The 20,826-nt window shown below is 35.0% G+C and carries 22 protein-coding genes; 12 read left to right on the top strand and 10 right to left on the bottom strand.

What is annotated here, in order from left to right:
* Positions 1–75: 75 nt before the first annotated feature.
* From G9Q29_RS03050 to G9Q29_RS03040, 3 genes are all read right to left on the bottom strand, one after another.
* Positions 76–420 carry a phage holin family protein gene (locus tag G9Q29_RS03050; RefSeq protein ID WP_166133155.1) on the bottom strand — a complete coding sequence of 115 codons (345 nt, stop codon included), beginning with the start codon at positions 418–420 and terminating at the stop codon, positions 76–78.
* 40 nt (positions 421–460) lie between these two features.
* Positions 461–1,240 (bottom strand): alpha/beta fold hydrolase, encoded by a 780-nt coding sequence (locus G9Q29_RS03045; protein ID WP_166133153.1) that lies wholly within the window; start codon positions 1,238–1,240, stop codon positions 461–463.
* A 148-nt stretch (positions 1,241–1,388) separates the two neighbouring features.
* The gene (locus G9Q29_RS03040; RefSeq protein WP_166133151.1) at positions 1,389–2,102 is read right to left on the bottom strand and encodes a pyridoxine 5'-phosphate synthase; all 714 of its coding nucleotides are present in this window, start codon (positions 2,100–2,102) and stop codon (positions 1,389–1,391) included.
* A 115-nt stretch (positions 2,103–2,217) separates the two neighbouring features.
* On the opposite strand from G9Q29_RS03040, the gene G9Q29_RS03035 reads away from it, so the two are divergent.
* From G9Q29_RS03035 to murI, 8 genes are all read left to right on the top strand, one after another.
* A complete protein-coding gene (locus tag G9Q29_RS03035; protein ID WP_166133149.1) occupies positions 2,218–2,877 on the top strand; it encodes a CBS domain-containing protein in 660 nt (219 codons plus the stop codon).
* Between the two features lie 50 nt (positions 2,878–2,927).
* Positions 2,928–3,812, top strand: coding sequence for an NAD kinase (locus G9Q29_RS03030; RefSeq protein ID WP_166133147.1), 885 nt, complete (start codon positions 2,928–2,930; stop codon positions 3,810–3,812).
* 169 nt (positions 3,813–3,981) lie between these two features.
* Complete coding sequence (gene porG, locus G9Q29_RS03025) at positions 3,982–4,656, top strand: type IX secretion system protein PorG (protein ID WP_166133145.1); 675 nt, start codon at positions 3,982–3,984, stop codon at positions 4,654–4,656.
* A 3-nt stretch (positions 4,657–4,659) separates the two neighbouring features.
* On the top strand, positions 4,660–5,400 hold the full coding sequence (locus G9Q29_RS03020; protein ID WP_166133143.1) for an isoprenyl transferase: 741 nt from the start codon (positions 4,660–4,662) through the stop codon (positions 5,398–5,400).
* Complete coding sequence (locus G9Q29_RS03015; protein ID WP_166133141.1) at positions 5,333–8,068, top strand: BamA/OMP85 family outer membrane protein; 2,736 nt, start codon at positions 5,333–5,335, stop codon at positions 8,066–8,068. Before G9Q29_RS03020 ends, G9Q29_RS03015 begins: the two co-directional genes overlap by 68 nt.
* A 35-nt stretch (positions 8,069–8,103) precedes the next feature.
* Positions 8,104–9,123, top strand: a complete 1,020-nt coding sequence (locus G9Q29_RS03010) for an OmpH family outer membrane protein (protein WP_166133139.1) — start codon at positions 8,104–8,106, stop codon at positions 9,121–9,123.
* A gap of 25 nt (positions 9,124–9,148) precedes the next feature.
* Positions 9,149–9,649: an OmpH family outer membrane protein gene (locus G9Q29_RS03005; protein ID WP_166133137.1), complete on the top strand. Its 501-nt coding sequence runs from the start codon at positions 9,149–9,151 to the stop codon at positions 9,647–9,649.
* 103 nt (positions 9,650–9,752) lie between these two features.
* Positions 9,753–10,532 carry a glutamate racemase gene (murI, locus tag G9Q29_RS03000; protein WP_166133135.1) on the top strand — a complete coding sequence of 260 codons (780 nt, stop codon included), beginning with the start codon at positions 9,753–9,755 and terminating at the stop codon, positions 10,530–10,532.
* Position 10,533: 1 nt separating this feature from the next.
* On the opposite strand, the gene G9Q29_RS02995 is transcribed toward murI, so the two are convergent.
* Together G9Q29_RS02995 and G9Q29_RS02990 are read right to left on the bottom strand one after the other, a co-directional pair.
* Positions 10,534–11,055 carry a gamma carbonic anhydrase family protein gene (locus G9Q29_RS02995; RefSeq protein WP_166133133.1) on the bottom strand — a complete coding sequence of 174 codons (522 nt, stop codon included), beginning with the start codon at positions 11,053–11,055 and terminating at the stop codon, positions 10,534–10,536.
* A gap of 5 nt (positions 11,056–11,060) precedes the next feature.
* The gene (locus G9Q29_RS02990) at positions 11,061–12,059 is read right to left on the bottom strand and encodes a PorP/SprF family type IX secretion system membrane protein (RefSeq protein ID WP_166133131.1); all 999 of its coding nucleotides are present in this window, start codon (positions 12,057–12,059) and stop codon (positions 11,061–11,063) included.
* A gap of 151 nt (positions 12,060–12,210) precedes the next feature.
* Here G9Q29_RS02990 and G9Q29_RS02985 point away from each other — a divergent pair, with 151 nt between their 5' ends.
* The 3 genes from G9Q29_RS02985 (at position 12,211) to G9Q29_RS02975 (ending at position 14,883) form a co-directional block, all read left to right on the top strand.
* Positions 12,211–13,110 carry a NifU family protein gene (locus tag G9Q29_RS02985; protein ID WP_166133129.1) on the top strand — a complete coding sequence of 300 codons (900 nt, stop codon included), beginning with the start codon at positions 12,211–12,213 and terminating at the stop codon, positions 13,108–13,110.
* A gap of 196 nt (positions 13,111–13,306) precedes the next feature.
* Positions 13,307–13,930 carry an apolipoprotein A1/A4/E family protein gene (locus tag G9Q29_RS02980; protein WP_166133127.1) on the top strand — a complete coding sequence of 208 codons (624 nt, stop codon included), beginning with the start codon at positions 13,307–13,309 and terminating at the stop codon, positions 13,928–13,930.
* Positions 13,931–14,064: 134 nt separating this feature from the next.
* Entirely contained in the window at positions 14,065–14,883 is an 819-nt protein-coding gene (locus tag G9Q29_RS02975) for a mechanosensitive ion channel family protein (protein WP_166133125.1), read from the top strand.
* A 23-nt stretch (positions 14,884–14,906) separates the two neighbouring features.
* On the opposite strand, the gene tsaB is transcribed toward G9Q29_RS02975, so the two are convergent.
* The 3 genes from tsaB to G9Q29_RS02960 form a co-directional block, all read right to left on the bottom strand.
* Positions 14,907–15,578, bottom strand: a complete 672-nt coding sequence (gene tsaB / locus G9Q29_RS02970) for a tRNA (adenosine(37)-N6)-threonylcarbamoyltransferase complex dimerization subunit type 1 TsaB (RefSeq protein WP_166133123.1) — start codon at positions 15,576–15,578, stop codon at positions 14,907–14,909.
* Between the two features lie 87 nt (positions 15,579–15,665).
* Entirely contained in the window at positions 15,666–16,973 is a 1,308-nt protein-coding gene (locus tag G9Q29_RS02965) for an efflux RND transporter periplasmic adaptor subunit (RefSeq protein ID WP_166133121.1), read from the bottom strand.
* A gap of 5 nt (positions 16,974–16,978) precedes the next feature.
* On the bottom strand, positions 16,979–18,415 hold the full coding sequence (locus G9Q29_RS02960; protein WP_166133119.1) for a TolC family protein: 1,437 nt from the start codon (positions 18,413–18,415) through the stop codon (positions 16,979–16,981).
* Positions 18,416–18,605: 190 nt separating this feature from the next.
* Between G9Q29_RS02960 and G9Q29_RS02955 the strand changes: the two genes are divergently transcribed.
* A complete protein-coding gene (locus G9Q29_RS02955) occupies positions 18,606–20,003 on the top strand; it encodes a DUF4403 family protein (RefSeq protein ID WP_166133117.1) in 1,398 nt (465 codons plus the stop codon).
* Positions 20,004–20,026: 23 nt separating this feature from the next.
* Here G9Q29_RS02955 and G9Q29_RS02950 read toward each other — a convergent pair whose 3' ends face one another.
* Positions 20,027–20,293, bottom strand: a complete 267-nt coding sequence (locus tag G9Q29_RS02950) for a hypothetical protein (protein ID WP_166133115.1) — start codon at positions 20,291–20,293, stop codon at positions 20,027–20,029.
* Complete coding sequence (locus G9Q29_RS02945) at positions 20,283–20,825, bottom strand: DUF420 domain-containing protein (protein WP_166133113.1); 543 nt, start codon at positions 20,823–20,825, stop codon at positions 20,283–20,285. The genes G9Q29_RS02950 and G9Q29_RS02945 overlap by 11 nt, the downstream gene beginning before the upstream one ends.
* Position 20,826 lies beyond the last annotated feature (1 nt).

Below are 20,826 nucleotides of genomic sequence, written 5' to 3'. Positions count from 1 at the left end.
CACGCATCGAGATTCAAATCACTAGATACAAAAACGGCTAGCTAGCCAAAAGAAACTTTTGATTATGGCCTTGAATTATTTTTTAACACCTAAAATAAGGTTCATAGCTGATTGTAAAACCGATAAAACAATACTAAATATAAAGGCTGTGATAAAACCATCAACCGCAAAACCGCCAACAATTTTTGTACATAGCAATACCATTAATGCATTAATAACTAAAAGAAACAAACCTAAAGTAAGCACAGTTACAGGCAATGTGAAGAACACAATGATTGGTTTTATAAAGATGTTTAACAATCCTAGCACTACAGCAACAATAAGCGCTGTTGTAAAACCGGCAATGCGAACACCCGGCATAAAGTGAGACAAGATTACAACAAGAAGCGCGGTAACGATAATTTTTATAAGTAAATTCATTTTTGTTTGTTTTTAAGAGGTTGAGTTAATTAGTATTTGATTACGATAAAAAATTTATAACGATTTGGTAAAACATTGCAGGATTTTCGGCATGCAACCAATGACCCGCGTTAGGAATCGTTTCGATTGTGGATTGCGGAAAATGTTTTTGAATGTTTTCGATATCGCTATCTAAAATATACTTTGAATTTCCACCACGAAGGAACAATGTAGGTTTTTCAAAGCGAGTAGACTCTGATAATGGAACTCCAACCGCTTCGAGATTGGCATTGAAAGCAGCCAAATTAAATCGAAAGGCGAGCTGCCCTGGTTGCTGCCAGTACAAACTTTTCATTAAAAATTGACGCGTTCCGAAATCAGGAATATACGTTTCAAGAATAGCCTCTACTGCTGCACGACTCGGCTGCGTTGAAAAATCGACCGCATTAAGTCCTGCCAAAATATCTTGATGGTGTTGTGGGTAAAATTTAGGTCCGATATCAGCAACAATTAATTTACTAACCAAATCAGGCTGGTTACAAGCCAACAGCATAGCTACTTTTCCTCCCATAGAATGTCCTAAAATAGTAGCGTTTTGTATGTTGTGCGCTTGGCAATAAGCTACCACATCTTGTGCCATCAAATCATAACTAAATTCAGTTGTGTGTAAACTACGGCCATGATTGCGCAAATCGAGTAAATGTACTTGATACTGCTCAGCAAATTGTGCTCCTAGGGTTTTCCAATTATCTGACATACCTAAAAACCCATGTAAGATTAGAAGTACTGGACTTGCCGTAGGATTTAAAATAACGCTATGTAAAATAGATGTTGATACCATAATAGTCTTAATTTTGTTGGGATCGCGTGAGGGATAGTAGCAGAAAGCCCGGAACAAAACGGAATGCAATTTAGTTTTGTGAGGACTTGTAGCGGATAGCCCGACCCTGCTGCAACGCTAGTGGAAGCAGGGTCACGCCCCAATTATTTTATTTTAATTTTTGAAGATACATATTAAGCACATTCTCAAGTCCGAGATACAAAGACTCAGAAATCAAGGCGTGGCCGATGGAAACTTCTAAAAGCCCAGGAATGTTTTGTTTGAAAAACTGAATGTTATCCAGACTTAAATCATGTCCGGCATTGATACCCAACTGTAATTCATTGGCTAATTCGGCTGCAGCGATATACGGTTCGATGGCTGACGTATCACCCAAATTGTATTGGTGAGCAAAAGCTTCGGTATAGAGTTCGATGCGATCAGTACCTGTTTTTTTCGCTCCTTCGATCATGTCGAGTCTTGGATCTACAAAAATAGAAGTTCGAATGTTGTGGCGCTGAAATTCCTGAATCATCTCGGTCAGGTAGGCTTGATTTTTAACCGTATCCCAGCCAGCCGAAGAAGTGATAGCTCCAATGGCATCAGGCACTAAAGTAACTTGTGTAGGCTGACACTCTAAAACCAAATCGATAAAATTATGCTGCGGGTTACCCTCAATATTAAACTCGGTATAAACAATCGGTTTTAAATCGCGCGCATCTTGATACCTGATGTGTCGTTCGTCAGGCCTTGGGTGAATGGTGATTCCTTGACCGCCAAATCGCTGAATATCGGTAGCTACTTTTAACAAATCAGGCACATTGCCGCCGCGAGCATTTCGTAAAGTTGCTATTTTATTGATGTTTACACTTAACTTTGTCATGAATACAGGTTTAGTTTGATTTACTAGTGTTTAATTGAAAGCAAAAATACAAAGTAAAACTTAGGAGATTTTGCTATTTTTTGATTATTTTGCATGAAATATTGCTCGCAAACTTATGACAGAACTACTCCAATTTATCAACAACGACTATAAAGCCCTTGACAGCCAAGAAACTATTGCGGAGGTTCAGGATTTTTTTAGTGATATTTCGTTCTCTCACTTTCCGGTGGTAGAGGACGGCGTGTACTTGGGATGTATTGCTGCTGAGGATAGCGAGACCTTTGACAGTGATAAAAAAATTATTGATTACCGCTTTACTCTCGAAGGCTTTTTTGTACGAACTACAACTATTTGGCTGGATGTTTTAGAAGTTTTTGCCAAAAACCATACTAATTTGGTACCCGTTTTAGATCCAAACAATAGCTATATTGGTTATTACGAAATGGAAGATGTCATGCGTTTTTTTCACGAGACACCGTTTTTGAAAGAACCAGGTGGAATTATTGTGGTTCAAAAACCAATTTTAGAATACTCGATGAGTCAGATTACTCAAATTGTAGAAAGTAATAATGGTAAACTTCTTGGCTTATTCGTTTCGGAAGCGGCAGTTGATAGCGTTGTGGTTACTTTAAAAATTTCTTTGGGCGCCATGAACGAAATCATTCAAACCTTTAGACGATACAATTACGAGATTTTATCAGACCACCAAGAAGACAATTACATCAATAATTTAAAAGAGCGCTCTGATTATTTGGATAAGTATTTAAATATTTAAGGAGCACCTCAAAAACAACAAGCGCAGCTTTAAACCCGACATCTAAAATCATGAAAGTAGCAATCTACGGTCAATATTATCAAAACAGCACGGAACCTATTATAAACGACATTTTTGATTTTTTCAACAAAAATAATGTCGAGTTGATTATTGAAGACAAGTTCATGCAAATACTTGATGAAAAGAAATTAGTAGCTGCAGGGTACAAAACTTTTTCAAATCACTACGAACTAGACAGTAGCTTTGATATGCTGATAAGTATTGGTGGTGATGGTACTATTTTAAGGGCAGCTACTTTAGTTCGCGACTCTGGAATCCCTATTTTAGGTATAAACGCAGGAAGACTCGGCTTTTTGGCTACGGTTCAAAAAGAAAATATTGCCTCTTTCATGCAATTTGTAATTGATAAAAAATACACACTTTCAAAACGCGCTTTACTAAGTTTGCATTGCACACCAAGTAATGCAGCAATTGATGAAATGAATTTTGCCATGAACGAAATTACAGTAAGCCGCAAAGATACTACCTCTATGATTACCATAGATACGTATTTAAACGGCGAATTCTTAAATTCGTATTGGGCCGACGGTTTAATTATATCGACACCTACTGGCTCAACTGGTTATTCATTAAGTTGTGGCGGACCAATTTTAACCCCTGATGTAAAAAGCCTTGTTATAACGCCAATTGCACCACACAACTTAACCGCAAGACCACTAGTAGTTCCTGACGAAACAGAAATAAAACTAAAAGTATCTGGTCGCGAAGAGAATTATTTAGTATCACTAGATTCAAGAGTAACCTCAATTAAAAACGAATCTATATTGACTTTAAAGAAAACACCTTTCTACATAAACATGGTCGAAATTCCCGGCGAAACATTCCTAAAAACCCTTAGAAACAAATTACTTTGGGGACAAGACAAACGCAATTAAGTCGAAATAACCTGCGCAGATACAATTTTCTCAATCTTTGACGTTTTAACAAAACAATCCCTTTATTTAAAAGCGCTTAAAGTACTAATTATTAAAAAAACGCACATTTAACAGATTGGGCATTGTATCGAAGTGATTATTATTATATTTGCACGCAATTTTTGATTTAATGAAGAAGATTTTTATTATTTTTCTAAGTCTGTTTTCCTTGACAAACCTACAAGCTCAAATTCATGAGATTGGCGTTTTTGTTGGCGGGAGTAATTACATAGGAGACATTGGACCAACGACTTACATCAACCCCAATGAACCTGCTATTGGAATTTTGTATAAGTGGAATAAAAGTCCGAGACACTCGTATCGAATTTCATATATACAGTCGCAAATTAGTTCTAGAGACTTTGACTCAAAGGAAGTAAGTAGGTATGAACGCGGCTTCAACTTAGAAAACAACGTAAAAGAACTATCTTTAGGTCTTGAATTTAATTTTTTCGACTTTAATCTACATGAAGGAAAGCCAAAACTTACCCCTTATGTAGCAACAGGTTTAAGTTACTTTTTTGATAATTTCACATTGACAAATGACTTTGCGGATGTAAAAATAACGGGAAGAAGCGAACGAAAAAAATCAATTGCGATTCCGATGATTGTTGGACTGAAAGCTACCGTAATGCCCCAATTTATCTTGGCGATAGAAGCAGGAGCAAGATACAGCCAAAGCGATAACATGGACGGAAGTTTTAATGAAAAATTTGGGAATATAAATAATAATGATTGGTACGTTTTTTCAGGACTAACACTTACCTACACCTTTGGTAAGTCGCCCTGTTATTGTGCAGAATAAAAAATGAATTTAGTAGAAACGATCAATAAAGAAAGATTACCACAACATCTTGCCATCATTATGGACGGCAATGGACGTTGGGCAAAACAGCAAGGGCTTTTACGAGCTCTAGGACACCAAAGCGGAACAAAATCTGTGAAAGTGATTATTGAAGCAACTGCAAAATTGGGCATTCCGTTTTTAACGCTATACGCTTTTTCGACAGAAAACTGGAACAGACCCAAACTTGAGGTAGAAACATTGATGAAAGTTTTAATCAATTCATTAAAAAAAGAATTGACTACCCTGCAAAAAAATAACATCAAACTCAACGCTATTGGTAATTTAGAAATGCTACCAAAATCTGCTCAAAAAGAGTTGTTGGATGTTATGGAAAAAACAAAAAACAACACCCAAATGACCTTAACTTTGGCCCTTAGTTATGGTTCCAGAGAAGAGCTCGTATCTGCAATGAAGAAGATTTGTAGTAAAGTTAAAAATAATATAATTTCAATAGACAGTATTGACGATTCAATTATTAATGAGCATCTTTACACGCAAAATTTACCCGACGTAGATTTATTAATACGAACAAGTGGAGAACATAGAATAAGTAATTTCTTGCTGTGGCAAATAGCCTACTCAGAGTTGTATTTTACTGATATATTGTGGCCAGACTTTAAAGAACAGGATTTATATGAGGCTATCATTAGTTATCAAAAAAGAGAACGTAGATTTGGAAAAACAAGTGAACAAATTAAATAATTTTTTAGTGTTAAATAAGAGCATCAAAACCGTACTTAGCGTTTTATTTTTTATCAGTTTTTTTCAATCTCAAGCACAAGATCGTGTTCCGTTTGATCAAGGAAAAAAATACATTTTAGCAGATGTAGCTGTAGTAGGTGACATAAGTTTTAATAGCCAAACGGTAGTTACATTTACTGGCTTGCAAAAAGGTCAGGAAATAACAATTCCTGGGGAGCAAATTAGTGCTGCAATTAAAAAATTAGGAAAATTAGGTTTGTTTGACGAGATCTCTTTTTACGTAAATAAGATACAAAACGACAGTATATATCTAGATTTAAATATTGTTGAACTCCCTAAACTAAACCAAGTTAAAATTGTTGGTGTTAAAAAAAGCAAGATAGAAGGCCTTATTAAGGACAACTCTTTAAATAAAGGAAAAGTAGTAAACGAAAATTTAATTACTACCACTAAAAATTATATCGAAAACAAATACCGTAAGGATGGTTTTTTTAATACAAAAGTAACCATCAACACTAATAAAGACACTAGCGCAACAAACCAAGTAAACATGCTAGTTCGCATCGATAAAGGTGCAAAAATTAAAATTAGCTCGATTGATTTTATTGGCAACAACAAAATCTCTGATAAAAAACTTCGTAAAGCAATGAAAGACACGAAGCAAAAAAATCCTATTCGAATTTTAAAAGCTTCAAAATTCATTAAAGACAAATACAAAACTGACCTTGAAAAAGTAATTGCTTCTTACAAAGAAAGAGGTTTTCGTGATGCCAGAATAGTGTCTGATTCTGTTGTTTACAATGAACAAAAAAATGCTTTAGATATCAAAATCAAATTAGAAGAAGGAAACAAATACTATTTTGGAGATATTAAATTTTTAGGAAATACAATTTATACCGATCAAGGTTTAGCAAGACTTATTGGAATTAAAAAAGGAGATACCTATAATGGCGTATTACTTGAAAAACGAATTGCTGACAAAACAAAACCAGACAGTGAAGACATTACCAACCTATACCAAAATAGTGGTTATTTGTTCTCAAATGTTAATGCTGTGGAGGTAAAAACCGCTAATGACACTATAGATTTTGAAATTAGAATTACCGAAGGACCGATTGCTTATTTCAATAAAATTACAGCAGTAGGTAACGACAAAACAAATGACCGCGTCATTTACCGTGAATTAAAAACCAAACCTGGTGAAAAATACAGTAAAGAAGAATTAGTTCGTACCATTCGTGAGATCGGACAGTTAGGTTTCTTTGATCCAGAAGCAATTGACCCTAAATTTAAAAACGTAGATTCAGGTGCCGGAACAGTAGATATTGAATACAACTTAGTAGAAAAAGGATCTAGCCAAATCGAACTACAAGGTGGTTACGGCGGTGGCGGATTTATTGGAACACTGGGACTATCATTCAACAATTTCTCAGCGAGAAATATGTTTAATAAGGAAGCCTACAAACCTTTACCAATGGGAGACGGACAAAAAGTATCGTTACGTTTGCAAGCAAGTACATTTTTTCAAACCTACAGCTTATCATTTTCGGAGCCATGGTTTGGAGGTAAAAAACCAGTTTCTTTCAGTACATCATTGTCTTACAGTAAACAATTTTTAAATAACTTTATCACTCAAAGAGCAGATAGAACCAGAAGTTTTGACATTTTAACTTTATCTGTAGGACTAGCAAAAAGACTTACAGTTCCAGATGATTTCTTTGTATTATCACAATCTGTAAGTTATCAACACTACTCATTAAACAACTACAACACAGGTCTTTTTACCTTTGGTAACGGAACTTCTCGTAATTTGGCCTATACAGTATCTTTAACTAGAAACAGTAAAGGATTTAACCCGATATTCCCAACCTATGGTTCGGAATTCAGCCTTTCGGCAAAAGTTACACCACCGTACTCTTTGTTTAATGGAGTGGATTATGCTTCACTAGGTGATCAAGAGCAATACAAATTAAGAAATACAACTGATAGACAAAATGTTCCCGATGCTAATGGAAATATAGTGGCAATTGGGGATTTGGTAGATGCAAATGGGAACAAAGTAGCAGAAACAGACTTCCGTTTGGCTGCAGTTGACCAAGGTAAAGTAGATCAAAAACGATTCAATTGGTTAGAATATTATAAAGTAAAATTCAAAGCTGATACGTATACTAAACTATATGGTAAAATCGTTCTACGCGTATTGTCTGAGTTTGGTTTCTTAGGTGCTTACAACCAAGCACGAGGAGCTGTACCTTTTGAAAGATACTATTTGGGAGGTGATGGTTTAGCTAACTTTGCAATGGACGGTCGTGAGAATATTCAATTAAGAGGTTATCCTAACAACTCCCTCACTCCTACTAATGAAAGAGGAGAACAAATTGGAGGAACAGTGTACAACAAATTCTCTTTGGAGTTACGTTATCCTATTACATTGAAATCTTCTGCGTCTATTTATGCTTTAGCGTTCTTAGAAGGTGGAGCAGCATTTAGTGATTTTAAAACCTATAATCCATTTGCATTAAACCGTTCAGCAGGTATTGGTCTACGTGTATTCATGCCAGCGTTTGGTTTATTAGGTATTGACTTTGGACACGGCTTTGATGCTTTACCGGGACAAGCAAAAGCAAACGGATGGGAAACACACTTTATCATTGGACAACAGTTTTAATACTGATAACATCTATCATTTAACAACGTATTGATATGAAAAAACAATTTTTGTTACTTTTTTTAGCCTTTGTACTAGCGCAAACAGCCTCTGCACAAACAAGAGGTACAAAGATTGGTTATATCGATATGGAGTACATTTTGCAAAATGTACCTGACTACACCGAAGCAAAAAACCAATTGGAAATAAAAGCTCAAAAATGGAAGTCAGAAATTGATGCAAAAACGAATGAAATCAACAAGTTAAAAGAGGCGCTGAAGTCTGAAAAAGCTCTATTAACAAAGGAATTAATTGAAGAAAGAGAAACTGAAATTCGTTTTTTAGAAAAAGAAAACTCTGACTACCAGCAACAGCGCTTTGGAGCAAATGGAGACTTAATTAATCAAAAATCAGTTTTAGCTAAGCCAATACAAGATCAAGTTTTTACAGCAGTACAAGACATTGCAGAACGCTTAAAGTATGATTTTATATTTGACAAAACTTCTGATTTAACTATGCTTTATTCAGAGAAAAAATTTGACATTAGTGAGCAAGTTTTACGTTCTTTAACACGTTCTGAAAAAAGAGAGCAACTTACCAAAAAGCAACAAAAAGAAGCAGAGGCTCGAGAAAGCAAAGAAGATGCAATTGACGACAATCCTGTTTTAGCCGAGAGACAAAAAGCACTAGAAGAGAAAAAAGCAGCGAGAGACAAACTTATTGAAGATCGCAAGGCTTTACAAGAACAAAAGAAGAAAGAGTTCGATGACAAACGAAAGCAAATGCTAGAAGCAAGAGCTGCCAAAAAAAATGGCACGGTTTCTGCAAATGTAGCAAAAGAGGCTAGTACAACAGCTACTGACACGAATTCTAAAGTTGATAGTGCGAAGCAAGCAGCCGAAGAGGCAAAACAAAAAGCTGCAACCGATCGTGCCAAATTGATTGAAGAAAGAAAAAAGGTAATTGAAGATCGCAAGCAAGCTTTTGAAGCAAAAAGAAAGAAAATATTAGAAGATCGCGAAGCAGCGAAAAAAGCAAAAGAAGAACAATTAAAAGAAAAATCAACCAATAATTAATTACTTACTTAATATTTTAAAAACGATGAAACAAATCAAAACTCTATTAATTGCTGCAGTTTTAATGATGGGAGCAAACCAGACAATTAATGCGCAAGCAAAAACAGCTCACGTTGATGTTAGTGAGATCATGACAAAAATGCCTGCAGTTTTGGATGGTCAAAAACAATTAGAAAAATTGACGACTACATACGACGCTGATTACAAAAAAATGGTAGATGAATACCAAGGTAAATTAAAAAAATACGAAGCTGAAGCTGCTACTGTAACTGAGGCTGTAAATGGTGAGCGTTCAAAAGAAGTTCAAGAAATGCAAACTAGAATTGTAGCATACAGAGACAACGCTCAAAAAGAATTACAGCAAAAAGAATCAGACATCATGAAGCCATTAATGGAAAAAGTGAGAGCTTCTATTCAAAAGGTAGGAAAAGCTAAAGGTTTCCAATACATCTTAGACGGATCTTCACTTTTACTTGCAGACGGACCAAACTTGACTGCAGACGTTAAAAAAGATTTAGGTTTTTAATAATCTAATAATATGAATAAAACTGCTCTTTCTCTATGAGATAAGAGCAGTTTTTTTTTGTAACCATATTGCAAATCTTACTACAAACAGTAACTTTGCTTTTATGAATAGCAACAATCAACCAATAGGAATATTTGATTCAGGGGTAGGTGGAACTTCTATATGGTCTGCCGTACATGACTTATTACCTAACGAACAAACTATTTACTTAGCAGACAGTAAAAATGCGCCCTACGGACAAAAACCGAAGGAAGACATTATTGCTTTAAGTATAAAAAACACCGAGTATCTTTTAGATCTTAATTGTAAACTGATTGTTGTAGCATGCAATACCGCAACTACAAATGCCATTCAAGAATTACGTAAGCGCTATACCGTTCCTTTTATAGGGATTGAGCCAGCTATAAAGCCAGCCGTGACTCATTCTAAAACACAAGTAATAGGAATACTAGCAACGCAAGGCACGCTAAATAGCGATTTATTTCACAGCACGGTAGCCAAGTACCAAAACACTAAAATAATTGAACAAGTAGGCCACGGATTAGTCCCTTTGATAGAAAGTGGCGCTATGAATTCACCCGAGATGACAGCACTTTTATTATCGTATCTCACCCCGATGATTGCTGCAAACATAGATTATCTAGTATTGGGCTGTAGTCATTATCCGTACTTAATTCCGCAAATAAAAAAGATTTTACCAGCGCACATACAAATTATTGATTCTGGTCAAGCTGTAGCGCGTCAGACTCAATTTGTGCTTCAAGAAAAAGTAGGTTTATCTGACTTACACGAGCCTGAGCCAATATTTTATACTAATACAAATCCAAGAGTTTTACAAGAAATTATAGGCGCACCGTTTAAGGTTAGTGCGAAAGATTTTTAAATTATTCCTCTGATTTAAACCAGCTCGAATACAAAACGTAATTATTAGATATCCTTTCAATTTCGCCTGCAAAATCAGACTGATCAATATCTTTTACTTTTTTGGCTGGAACACCTGCCCAAATAGTTCCAGAGGCTACCACTGTATTTTGAGTAACCACAGAACCTGCAGCAACTATCGCATTACTTTCTACCACGCAGTTATCCATTACAATGGCACCCATACCAATAAGCACATTATCATGAATAACACAACCGTGCACGATGGCGTTATGACCTATTGAAACGTTATTACCAATTACAGTTGGATGTTTTTGATAGGTACAATGCACAACTGCACCATCTTGAATATTGACTTTATTCCCTATTTGAATTGAATTGACATCGCCACGCAACACCGCATTAAACCAAACGCTACATTGTGATCCAAAACGAACATCACCAACAATTGTTGCGTTTTCGGCAACATAACAGTCCTCAGGAATTACAGGAAACTTACCATTAACAGCTTTTATAACTTTCATACAATTTAGTTAATCGCAGGGCAATTGCATTCGTATTTGACTGGCTTACAGAACAAATCAATTCCTAAAGTTATTTGGTGATAACCTCCATTATCGAATTTCACCGCACCTGACAACTGAGAATAAGTGTAAGCAACCATTACCGAATCAAAATTAACACCAACAATAGGCGTTATGTACTGTAATTTTTGAGAAGCGATACTTCCATTGTTTAAGAACTCTGCTCCATCAAAACTGCGTCTGTAAGACAAACCACCCCACAAACGACCGAAATCCATATTTTTGTAGGCTTTTAAATTTATGTCAACAGATTTTTCTTGGGTTTTTTCGACCATTTGAAATAACAAAGATGGTTCCCATAAAATTTTGTTTTTATCTCCAAAAACATATCCTGCGCTTAAGAGGTACTTTCGCAAATTGTCACTTTCGTACTCGGTGTAAATTGATCGCCTAGTTTCTACTGCATTTTTTACCGTAGCATGTGCATAAAAATCTAAATAATTGTACGAAGCACCAATATCAAAATTAAAATAAGCATCTTTTTGAACAATAGTACCATTGATATTTGGGTCAAAATCGCCTGAGAGTAAAAAAGAAGTCTCATCTAATTGGCTTTGTATAAACCCAGCACTCATTCCAAATGACAATTGATTTAAATCGATTTCATCACGAGAAAACATCAAATGATAAGCATAAGTAAACTTTACTCCTTTTTGAGAATGATAGCCATTAACATCGTTAAATAGTATGACTCCAGCTCCTGCTTTCTCTCCTACACGACCATTAAAACTTAAAGTTTGTAACTCTGGCGCATCTTGCTGACCAAACCATTGCTTTCGTCCTGTAAGTCTCACTTTAGCACAATTGGCCGCACCTGCCATTGAGGGATGAATTAGGTAATAGTTATCCGATAAATAATCAGAGTAAACTGGAATTCCTTCTTGCGAAAAAGATATTTGAGTAAAAAATAGTAGGAATAAAAACGGTATTAATTGTTTACGCATCACTGTTGCTTTAAGATGATCTAATTTTAGCTTTCAACAGCTATTCATTTTATCTATCTGATTTAAACTAAAGTTAATTTATTCATTAAAAAACCAAAAGTAAGTATTCGTAGAAAATAACTTTAGTAAATTTGCACAAAATTGAACACTTATGAACAAAGTTAGCATAAAAGAAACACAAAACCCAACAATATTAAAATTTGAATTTCAAGATTTTATTACACAAAATGAAAATTTTGAATTCAAAAACATCGATGAAGCAAAATCATCACCATTAGCACAACAATTATTTTATTTACCATTTGTGAAAACGGTTTACATTTCAGGTAATTTTGTTGCTATTGAACGATTCAGCATTGTTGAATGGACTGATGTACAAGACGCTGTTGCGGAGCAAATTGAGAAATTTGTTGCAGATGGTGGTAAAATCATCATTGAAGATGAAAATCGTACCAAAAAGCAACCAGTAAACGTATATGGAGAATCAACTCCAAATCCAGCTGCTTTGAAATTTGTAGTAAGTAAAATGCTTACCAAAACAGCAGTTGAGTTTAAAAATATCGATCAAACAGCCTCTTCTCCTCTAGCGAAAGAATTGTTTAAATTTCCTTATGTAAAAGAAATTTTTATCGATGAAAATTATATTTCGGTTACCAAATATGAAATCAATGATTGGCAAGAAATCACATTAGAACTTAGATCCTTCATTAAGCAATTTATTGAAAACGGCGGTCAAGTTTTAGATGAAAATTATGTGGCAGCGGTAATTGCAAACGAGAGTATCAAAGAACAAGAATTTGATCATTTGGATGCTACTTCGCAACAAATTATCAATATTCTAGAAGAGTATGTCAAACCAGCTGTTCAAGCCGATGGAGGAAATATTGCATTTGACTCTTATAACGAAAGTGACAAAGTAGTAAAAGTAATATTGCAAGGCGCTTGCAGCGGATGTCCGTCATCAACATTTACCTTAAAAAGCGGTATTGAAAATATGTTGAAAAGCATGTTAAACGACAATGCTATTCAAGTAGAAGCGATTAACGCCTAATAAATCATCTATTTTAAAATCGAAGTATGGAAGTTTTCTACAGAAAGCTTCCATTTTTTATTTAAAAAAACAACACATTTCCCAACAAGTAAGCAACATTCAGTAATAAAAGTACTGCCATTAATTTATTAGCAAAGGAAGTTTCGTATTTGCCAAAAAAAGTGTACTATTGTCCTATTAATCAAAAACTTAAACTATGGGATTATCAAGCTTTTTTAAAAATTTATTTGGCAGCGCCAAAGAAAGTGCTTCTGAGTTAGTAGAGCAAGCAGAATCAAAACTAGAAGAAGTAAGCGCAGCGGCAGAGCCTTATTTAGATAAAGCAGAAGCATTTGTTGCCGAAACGGCTGCCAATGTAAAAGAAAGTGCAGCGCCTTATGTGGAGAAAGCAGAAACTTTTGTGTCAGAGACAATTGAAAATGCCAAAGAAACTGCTGAACCATATCTTGAAAAAGCCGAGGAAGTAGTTGGCGACACCATTGACAAGGTGAAAGAATCAGCCGCGCCTTATGTTGAAAAAGCTGAGGAATTCGCTGATGTAGCTAAGGAAAAAATCAGCGATGGTATAGACACTATCAAAAAAAAATTCAGTGACAAAACAGATGAAGCTACTGCCGCTTTGGAAGAAGTTAAAGAAAAAGCAGTAGAAGCAACCTCAAATACTTTAGAAACAATTGAAGACAAAGCAACCGAAACTGCAGAACAACTTAAAGAAACAGTAGCAGAAAATGCAGAAGCAGCAGAGGACAAAATCAATACTGCAGAAAACAAGATTATTGACACAGCTGAAACACTAAAAGATAAAGCCGAAGACCTATAAATTAATTAAAATCAAACTATGTTAAAAGCGACGCAGCTTCGCAAATAAAGACTTATTTTGATACTCTAAATTAATTTGTATTTTTGCAAACAACCTACCTTCTCACTATTGAGAAGGTTTTTTTTAGCTTCATCATGATGGTAGATACCAATAAACTCAGTTCGTATATTGAAAATTTCATAACCGTATTGGTAGATTATTCTCCCAAATTAATTTCGGCGTTTATTATCCTTTTTGTAGGCCTGTACTTGATTAGATTAATCAACCGATTTATCAATAAAATCATGGTAAGTCGGGACCTTGACCCTACTTTGACCCGTTTTTTATCAGATATTTTAATTTGGGTTTTGCGCGTTATTCTTTTTGTTTCTTTTATATCCAAATTAGGCATTGAAACTTCTTCATTTGTTGCAATTCTAGGAGCTATGGGTTTGGCTGTTGGTCTTTCATTACAAGGAAGCTTATCCAATTTTGCGGGTGGCATGCTAATTATTTTATTCAAGCCGTTTCGCGTTAATGATACCATCGAGGCACAGGGCGTAACCGGAACAGTGACCGACATTCAAATTTTTGTTACCAAGTTAATTACTGCAAATAACCAAACTATTTTTGTACCCAACGGTTCTCTTTCAAACGGAAATATTATAAACTATTCGATTGAAAAAACACGCCGTGCTGATTTGACAATTGCCATTTCGTACGAAACCAATATTAAAACAGCGATTGAAATTATCGAAAAAGTGCTTCAGAATAATTCAAAAGTACTGAAAGATCCCGCTCCAAATGTAAGTGTAAAAAACCTAACAGATAATTCGATTCAACTTGCAGTTCGTCCTTGGGCCACAAGTGAGGATTTTTGGGACATGTATGCAGAAGTGCTTCAAAATTGTAAAGAAGCTTTTGATGCAGCAGGAATCGTTATACAACCGTATGTTAAAGAAGCTTCGGTGTAACCTAAACTTTAAAAAATATTGTTTTATTTCGCTTTTGGAGTAGTCACCATAAAATCTTTTAGATAATAAGGCTCAAAATAAGCAACATCTTCAGTATCGAGGTTTTGAAATTTTTCGAAACTAAATGAGCTCATATCTTTGGCAGAAGGAAATTTTACGTCTTCTAAAAATACGAAATTACTTTTAGTCAAAACCGTCTTGCATTTCTCAGCACAATCACCGACTAAATAAACAGTTCCTTGTAATTCTTCAAAAGAAGTTTCGTCGATAATTTCGGCTTTTATAACCCTAGCTAATTGTTTGCTACTATCATAAACTGCACTGTACACTTCCATTCTGCGTGCGTCTAGCATCGGAACTATGTAGCCTTCAGTTTGTGTTACTTGCGAGGCTAACACTTGCAAAGTATCTACCGCAATTAAGGGAATATTTAAAGCAAAACACAATCCTTTTGCTGCCGAAACTCCTATTCTTAATCCTGTATAAGAACCCGGACCTTGACTTACTGCCACTGCCGCTAAATTTTTAAAACTAATTCCGGCTTCATTTATCAATTCCTCTATAAAAACATGCAATCGTTCCGCATGTGAATATCCTTCTTCAGCAATCTCTCTGCATGCAATGGTCTGCCCATTATTTGAAAGAGAAACAGAACAATTTTTAGTAGCGGTCTCAATATTTAGGATGTAGCTCAAAGTTGGGTGTTTGTTAAATTAAAAATCACAATCACAAAATTAGATTTTATGATTGTGATTTCAAAATGCTAGTTTAAAACAACTGCTTTATTTTTTGGTGTCGCCTTTTTTCTCTTTATCTGTCATCAAGGCAACTTTGTCACCTGAATTGAGCTCCTTTGTAACGGTAGCGTAAGGACCAGTAATTACAACGTCACCTTTTTTCAAACCTGATATAACCTCGATGTTGGTATCGTCTTGAATTCCGGTTTTAATAATTCTAATTTTAGCTTTATCACCTACTTTTACAAAAACGCATTCTAGTTTTTTATCACTTTTAGGAGCTGTTTCTTTTTTATCCTCTTCAACATCGGCTACTACGATATCTTTTACTGCTGTTGTATCTGACTTTACAACTACTGCACTAATTGGCACTGATAGAACGTTTGCCTTACGCTCTGTGATAATGTCAACTGTAGCGGTCATTCCTGGTCTAAAAGGGGAATAGGTGTCAGGCTTACCTTCTAATAAATCTTCGTAAGACTCTTTTAATATACGCACTTTTACTTTAAAATTTGTAACCTGATCTGCTGTAAGTGCTGAACTAGCCGAATTAGAAATACTAGTTACAATTCCTTTGAACTGTTTTTTCAAATAAGCATCGACCTCTACATTAGCTTCGTCACCAACTTTAATCTTAACAATATCATTTTCGTTTACATCTACTTCAACTTCCATATTGTTTAAGTTGGCAACTCGCAATATCTCCGTACCGGTCATTTGCTGCGTTCCTAATACGCGCTCACCTAGCTCAACATTTAACATAGAAATTGTTCCATCTGCCGGTGCGTATATTGTCGTACGACCTAAATTATCTTTAGCTTCATTTACGGTTGCAGAGGCGCTTTGAACATTATAATACGCATTTTGTTTACTTGCTTTTGCTACTTCGAACGAAGCGATGGCTTTATCCCAATCTGATTTAGAAATAATTCCTTTGTCGAATAAAGTTTTATTACGATCATAATTGGCTTTTGCCTCTTTGTAAGAAGCATCGGCTTGGTTCAAATTCGCTTTTGTTCCTGATAAGTTAGAAACTGACCTATTGTACCCAGAAGTATATAAATCAGGATTAATTTTAACCAATAAATCTCCTTTTTTTACAACTTGGCCTTCTTTTACATTAAGTGCGATAATCTCTCCAGATACTTCAGAAGAAATTTTTACCTCAATTTCAGGCTGAATTTTACCCGTTGCAGAAACGGTTTCAGTGATTGTTAACGGATTTACTTGTGCAATCTCCACTTCGGTTCCTACATCTTTCTTACCTATTACACCTGTTTTAGAAAGTATAACCAAACTAGCAATAACAACTACTGCTCCACCTATTAAAATATAAACTGTTTTCTTTGACATAATAATTAGTTTTTGATAAGAGGAATTCCAAAGTAGAATTCTAAAATTTTAATTTTAAATATATAATCGTATTTGGTTCTCAATACTTCTGATTGGGCATTGGTCAACAAGGTTTGCGCTTGATTAAAATCAAAAGAGTTCATTAAACCCACATTGAAACGCTCTTTAGCAAAATCAACCGCATTTTGTCTAGCCTCTACAGCCGTAATGGCAGACTCGTATGATTTTAAAGCTCCTTTTGCATCTGCGAAGGCGGTGTACACATTACGTTGCAAATCTAAATCTTGTTGCTCAACAGCAATCTTAGATCGCTCAACATTAATTTTTGAACGATCAACATTATTTTTTACAGATAATCCATTCAAGATTGGAATTGACAATTGCACTCCAAAAGAATGACCTTTATTGTCACTAAACTGATCAAAAAATGGAGCAGGTTTTCCTAAAACTCTTGTGAAATTAGGAGCTAAAACATTTTGATTTGTTCCTTCAACAACACCAATTTGTGAAGTTGGATTTGCTGCATTAGGCGCAACACCCACAACTCTATCACTATATGCAACCCTAGAATTAAAGCTATAAAAACCTTGAATAGTTGGCTGGTAGGCTCCTTTTGCAATAACAACATCTTTTTCCGCAAGTTCTAAATTCGTTTTTGCAATCTTTAATTCTGTTCTACCTTCAAGAGCTTTGCTGTAAATGGCATTGGGAGTTTGCATCATGATATTATTTTCATCCTTTACATCGGTATCATCAACAATATCAAAATTTTCAAATTCCTTAAGTTGTAATAATTGAGACAAACTCAATTTAGAAATCAATAATGAATTTTCAGCTGCAATTATGTTTTGATTATTCGTAGCAACAGTAGCTTTAATATCTAACAAATCACCTCTTGGTATCGAACCAGCTTTTACCAAAGCTTCTGAACGAGAGAATTGCTTTTCATTAATGTCCAATTGTTCTTTTTGCACTTTCAAATTTTCTTTGTTAAAAAGAACTTGTAAAAAAGCATTGGCTACGTTTAAAGCAATATCCTCTTGCATTTTGACCAATTGATACTTTGCAGCTACAAGAGATAAATTGGATCTACGTAATCGGTTCTGATTTTGTAAACCCTTGTAAATATCAATTCCAACATTAACCCCAGCAGAGGTAAATTGTGTAGTTTGATTTTGAAGCAAACCAGTTGTAATATCTTGGTTCAAACCAATATTCCAAGAGTGCGAAGTACTTGCATTAATTGATGGTAAAAAACTACCAATGGCACCTCGCTTATCAATCAAAGCTGTTTTTGCGTCTAACTCCGATTGTTTGATAGAAATGTTATTTTGAATGGCGTAATTAACACATTCTTGTAAGGTCCATTTCTTAGTTTGAGCATGAGCTGACAAACTGAGTAACGCCATACAAATGAAACCGATACAACTTTTATTTTTCATATAATTCGAATGAAATTGCAGGACAACTGCAAAAAAAATTTAACATTTTAGTTCTTGTGCGAAATCAATGCTTAACAAAATGCAACACTACAACTGTAATTCTTCAATTAGACTTGGCAAGTAAGCATTTGTTACAAAAAAAATTAAAAAAAGAATAGATTGCTTAATTTTGCTACAACAACTCCCATTTATGAAAACATTACAATCCTCTTTTTTCGTTATAATAATAGCTCTTTTTGTTGCGTCCTGCTCAAGTGCTTCAAAAATTAACACACTCAAACCTGAACCTGATGATGCAGCTCCATTGCAATACGAAAGCCAAATTTCATTTATCAATTTACCCATTTCGGTACAATTAAGAGACATCGAAAAGCAAACTAATACAAGCTTAAATGGATTGATATATGAAGACAATGTAATCGATGATGACGATATCGAAATGAAAGTCTGGAAACAAGCTACGATTCAAATTACAGATGCTTTTGGAAAAATTAAAACTATTTTACCGCTAAAAGCAAACATTAAGTACCGCCTCGGCACTAAAAAAATGGGAATCGAACTTTACGATACGCGCGAATTTAACCTAAATGGAATCGTCACATTAGAAAGTGATGTCCAGCTAGTAAACTGGAAACTAAACACCAAAACTACATTAAAATCATTAGATTGGACCGAAAGTCCGAGTATGGTTGTTTTAGGTAAAAACGTGCCAGTTACCTATTTAATCAACCCAACGGTTCAACTTTTTAAATCAAAAATCGAAAAGAAAATTGATGATGCTATTGCTAAATCACTCGATTTCAAACCGAATGTTTTAGCTGCTCTAAAGAAAATTTGCCAACCATTTCAGTTAAGTGAAACTTATGAAAGTTGGTTACAAATTGCACCTCTCGAATTATATACAACAACTGCAAAACTAAAAAATGGAACCATTTTATTAGACATGGGTTTAAAGTGCAATATGGAGACCATAATTGGCAAAAAGCCAGATTCTAAATTCAATGCCAACAAAATCGCACTAAAAACTGTCCCAAAAATTCCACAACAACTATCAGCTAACATTGTTGCAATTTCAGGATATCAAGAAGCATCACGCCTGATGACTAAAAATTTTAATGGCCAGGAATTTGGGTCCGGCAACAAAAAAGTAAAAGTAAACACGGTAGATATTTGGCACAAAAACGGCAAAATGATAATTGCTCTAGAAGTACAAGGCACTGTAAATGGCACATTATATTTAGCCGGAATCCCAGCGTACAATGAGCAAAAAAAAGAAATCTATTTTGAAAATTTAGATTACGCGCTAGACACAAAAAATAAACTTACGCGCACCGCCAATTGGTTGGCACAAGGGCTAATTTTGAAAAAAATCGAGCAAAGTTGTAGGTATTCAATAAAGCCGAATTTAGACGAAGCGCAACAAAACATCAAGAATTACTTGATGAATTATTCACCAATGCCGGGAGTTTTTGTCAATGGAAAAATGCAAGACATCGAATTTAAAAAGGTAGCACTTAGCAATCAAGCGATTTTGGCCTACTTAAAATTAGACGGTAACGTACAAATCACCGTTGATGGATTTGAATAAGTACCCTAAAAAGCATATTTTAATTATGCCTTTTTCTTTTTCATTTTGTAAAGCATTAAACCAATCACAGCTACTAACAAATATGGTATTATCATTAAATAAACAATACCATCATTAACGGCTGCTGCTTGAGTAGTATTATCATCACTAGTTAACGCAGCCCTACACATGGCACATTGCGCAGAAACTATGTTAGTCGATAAAAAGAGTAGAAATGCTATTAAAAGTGTACTTGAGCGCCATCCTTTTACAGCTGCACTATTTTCTGTCTTTTGAGAATTAATGTACATAATAAGGAGAGATCATTAAATAAACTATTACACCCGTTACCGCTACATACAACCAAATAGGAAAAGTTATTTTCGCAATTTTTTTGTGCGCATCAAATCTTTGAGATAACGCACGCACATAAGTAATCAATACCATTGGGATTATAGCAATAGATAAAACAATGTGTGTAATTAATATAAAGAAGTAAACTGCTTTAATAGCTCCATCACCACCAAATTTAGTTGAATCTGCTGTCATATGATAAGCAACATACATCACCAAAAAAGCCAAAGACAAGGCGATAGCTGCCGTCATCAAACTTTGGTGCAACTTTCTGTTTCCGTTTTTTATGGCCATCACAGCAGCAACAAGCAAAATAGCCGTTAAACCATTAGTTGTAGCGTAAATAGGCGGCAAGAAAGACAAAGGCTCTACATTATAACCAAAATCTTTTAATTTAACGCCAAATAAAATTGCTACCACTACAGGAATAACAATTGACACTACGATAATCCACTTGTTGTATTTTTGTTCTAAAGTTCTATTTTCCATT

Origin of the sequence: Flavobacterium turcicum, from assembly GCF_011365745.1 — a bacterium.
Taxonomy (GTDB): domain Bacteria; phylum Bacteroidota; class Bacteroidia; order Flavobacteriales; family Flavobacteriaceae; genus Flavobacterium; species Flavobacterium turcicum.
The sequence above is the reverse complement of the archived record's forward strand: the minus strand, read 5'-3'. Positions and strand labels throughout refer to the sequence as shown.

What these genes read in the sequence shown, in the direction of transcription:
- murI (WP_166133135.1), top strand. Translation starts at nt 9,753, where the DNA reads ATGAATAGCAACAATCAACCAATAGGAATATTTGATTCAGGGGTAGGT.
- G9Q29_RS02965 (WP_166133121.1), bottom strand. Translation starts at nt 16,973, where the DNA reads ATGTCAAAGAAAACAGTTTATATTTTAATAGGTGGAGCAGTAGTTGTT.
- G9Q29_RS03010 (WP_166133139.1), top strand. Translation starts at nt 8,104, where the DNA reads ATGAAAAAACAATTTTTGTTACTTTTTTTAGCCTTTGTACTAGCGCAA.
- G9Q29_RS03015 (WP_166133141.1), top strand. Translation starts at nt 5,333, where the DNA reads ATGAGGCTATCATTAGTTATCAAAAAAGAGAACGTAGATTTGGAAAAA.
- G9Q29_RS03045 (WP_166133153.1), bottom strand. Translation starts at nt 1,240, where the DNA reads ATGGTATCAACATCTATTTTACATAGCGTTATTTTAAATCCTACGGCA.
- G9Q29_RS03020 (WP_166133143.1), top strand. Translation starts at nt 4,660, where the DNA reads ATGAATTTAGTAGAAACGATCAATAAAGAAAGATTACCACAACATCTT.
- G9Q29_RS03035 (WP_166133149.1), top strand. Translation starts at nt 2,218, where the DNA reads ATGACAGAACTACTCCAATTTATCAACAACGACTATAAAGCCCTTGAC.
- G9Q29_RS03005 (WP_166133137.1), top strand. Translation starts at nt 9,149, where the DNA reads ATGAAACAAATCAAAACTCTATTAATTGCTGCAGTTTTAATGATGGGA.
- G9Q29_RS02995 (WP_166133133.1), bottom strand. Translation starts at nt 11,055, where the DNA reads ATGAAAGTTATAAAAGCTGTTAATGGTAAGTTTCCTGTAATTCCTGAG.
- G9Q29_RS02945 (WP_166133113.1), bottom strand. Translation starts at nt 20,825, where the DNA reads ATGGAAAATAGAACTTTAGAACAAAAATACAACAAGTGGATTATCGTA.
- G9Q29_RS02975 (WP_166133125.1), top strand. Translation starts at nt 14,065, where the DNA reads ATGATGGTAGATACCAATAAACTCAGTTCGTATATTGAAAATTTCATA.
- G9Q29_RS02980 (WP_166133127.1), top strand. Translation starts at nt 13,307, where the DNA reads ATGGGATTATCAAGCTTTTTTAAAAATTTATTTGGCAGCGCCAAAGAA.
- G9Q29_RS03030 (WP_166133147.1), top strand. Translation starts at nt 2,928, where the DNA reads ATGAAAGTAGCAATCTACGGTCAATATTATCAAAACAGCACGGAACCT.
- G9Q29_RS02960 (WP_166133119.1), bottom strand. Translation starts at nt 18,415, where the DNA reads ATGAAAAATAAAAGTTGTATCGGTTTCATTTGTATGGCGTTACTCAGT.
- G9Q29_RS03040 (WP_166133151.1), bottom strand. Translation starts at nt 2,102, where the DNA reads ATGACAAAGTTAAGTGTAAACATCAATAAAATAGCAACTTTACGAAAT.
- G9Q29_RS02990 (WP_166133131.1), bottom strand. Translation starts at nt 12,059, where the DNA reads ATGCGTAAACAATTAATACCGTTTTTATTCCTACTATTTTTTACTCAA.
- G9Q29_RS02955 (WP_166133117.1), top strand. Translation starts at nt 18,606, where the DNA reads ATGAAAACATTACAATCCTCTTTTTTCGTTATAATAATAGCTCTTTTT.
- G9Q29_RS03050 (WP_166133155.1), bottom strand. Translation starts at nt 420, where the DNA reads ATGAATTTACTTATAAAAATTATCGTTACCGCGCTTCTTGTTGTAATC.
- porG (WP_166133145.1), top strand. Translation starts at nt 3,982, where the DNA reads ATGAAGAAGATTTTTATTATTTTTCTAAGTCTGTTTTCCTTGACAAAC.
- G9Q29_RS02985 (WP_166133129.1), top strand. Translation starts at nt 12,211, where the DNA reads ATGAACAAAGTTAGCATAAAAGAAACACAAAACCCAACAATATTAAAA.
- G9Q29_RS02950 (WP_166133115.1), bottom strand. Translation starts at nt 20,293, where the DNA reads ATGTACATTAATTCTCAAAAGACAGAAAATAGTGCAGCTGTAAAAGGA.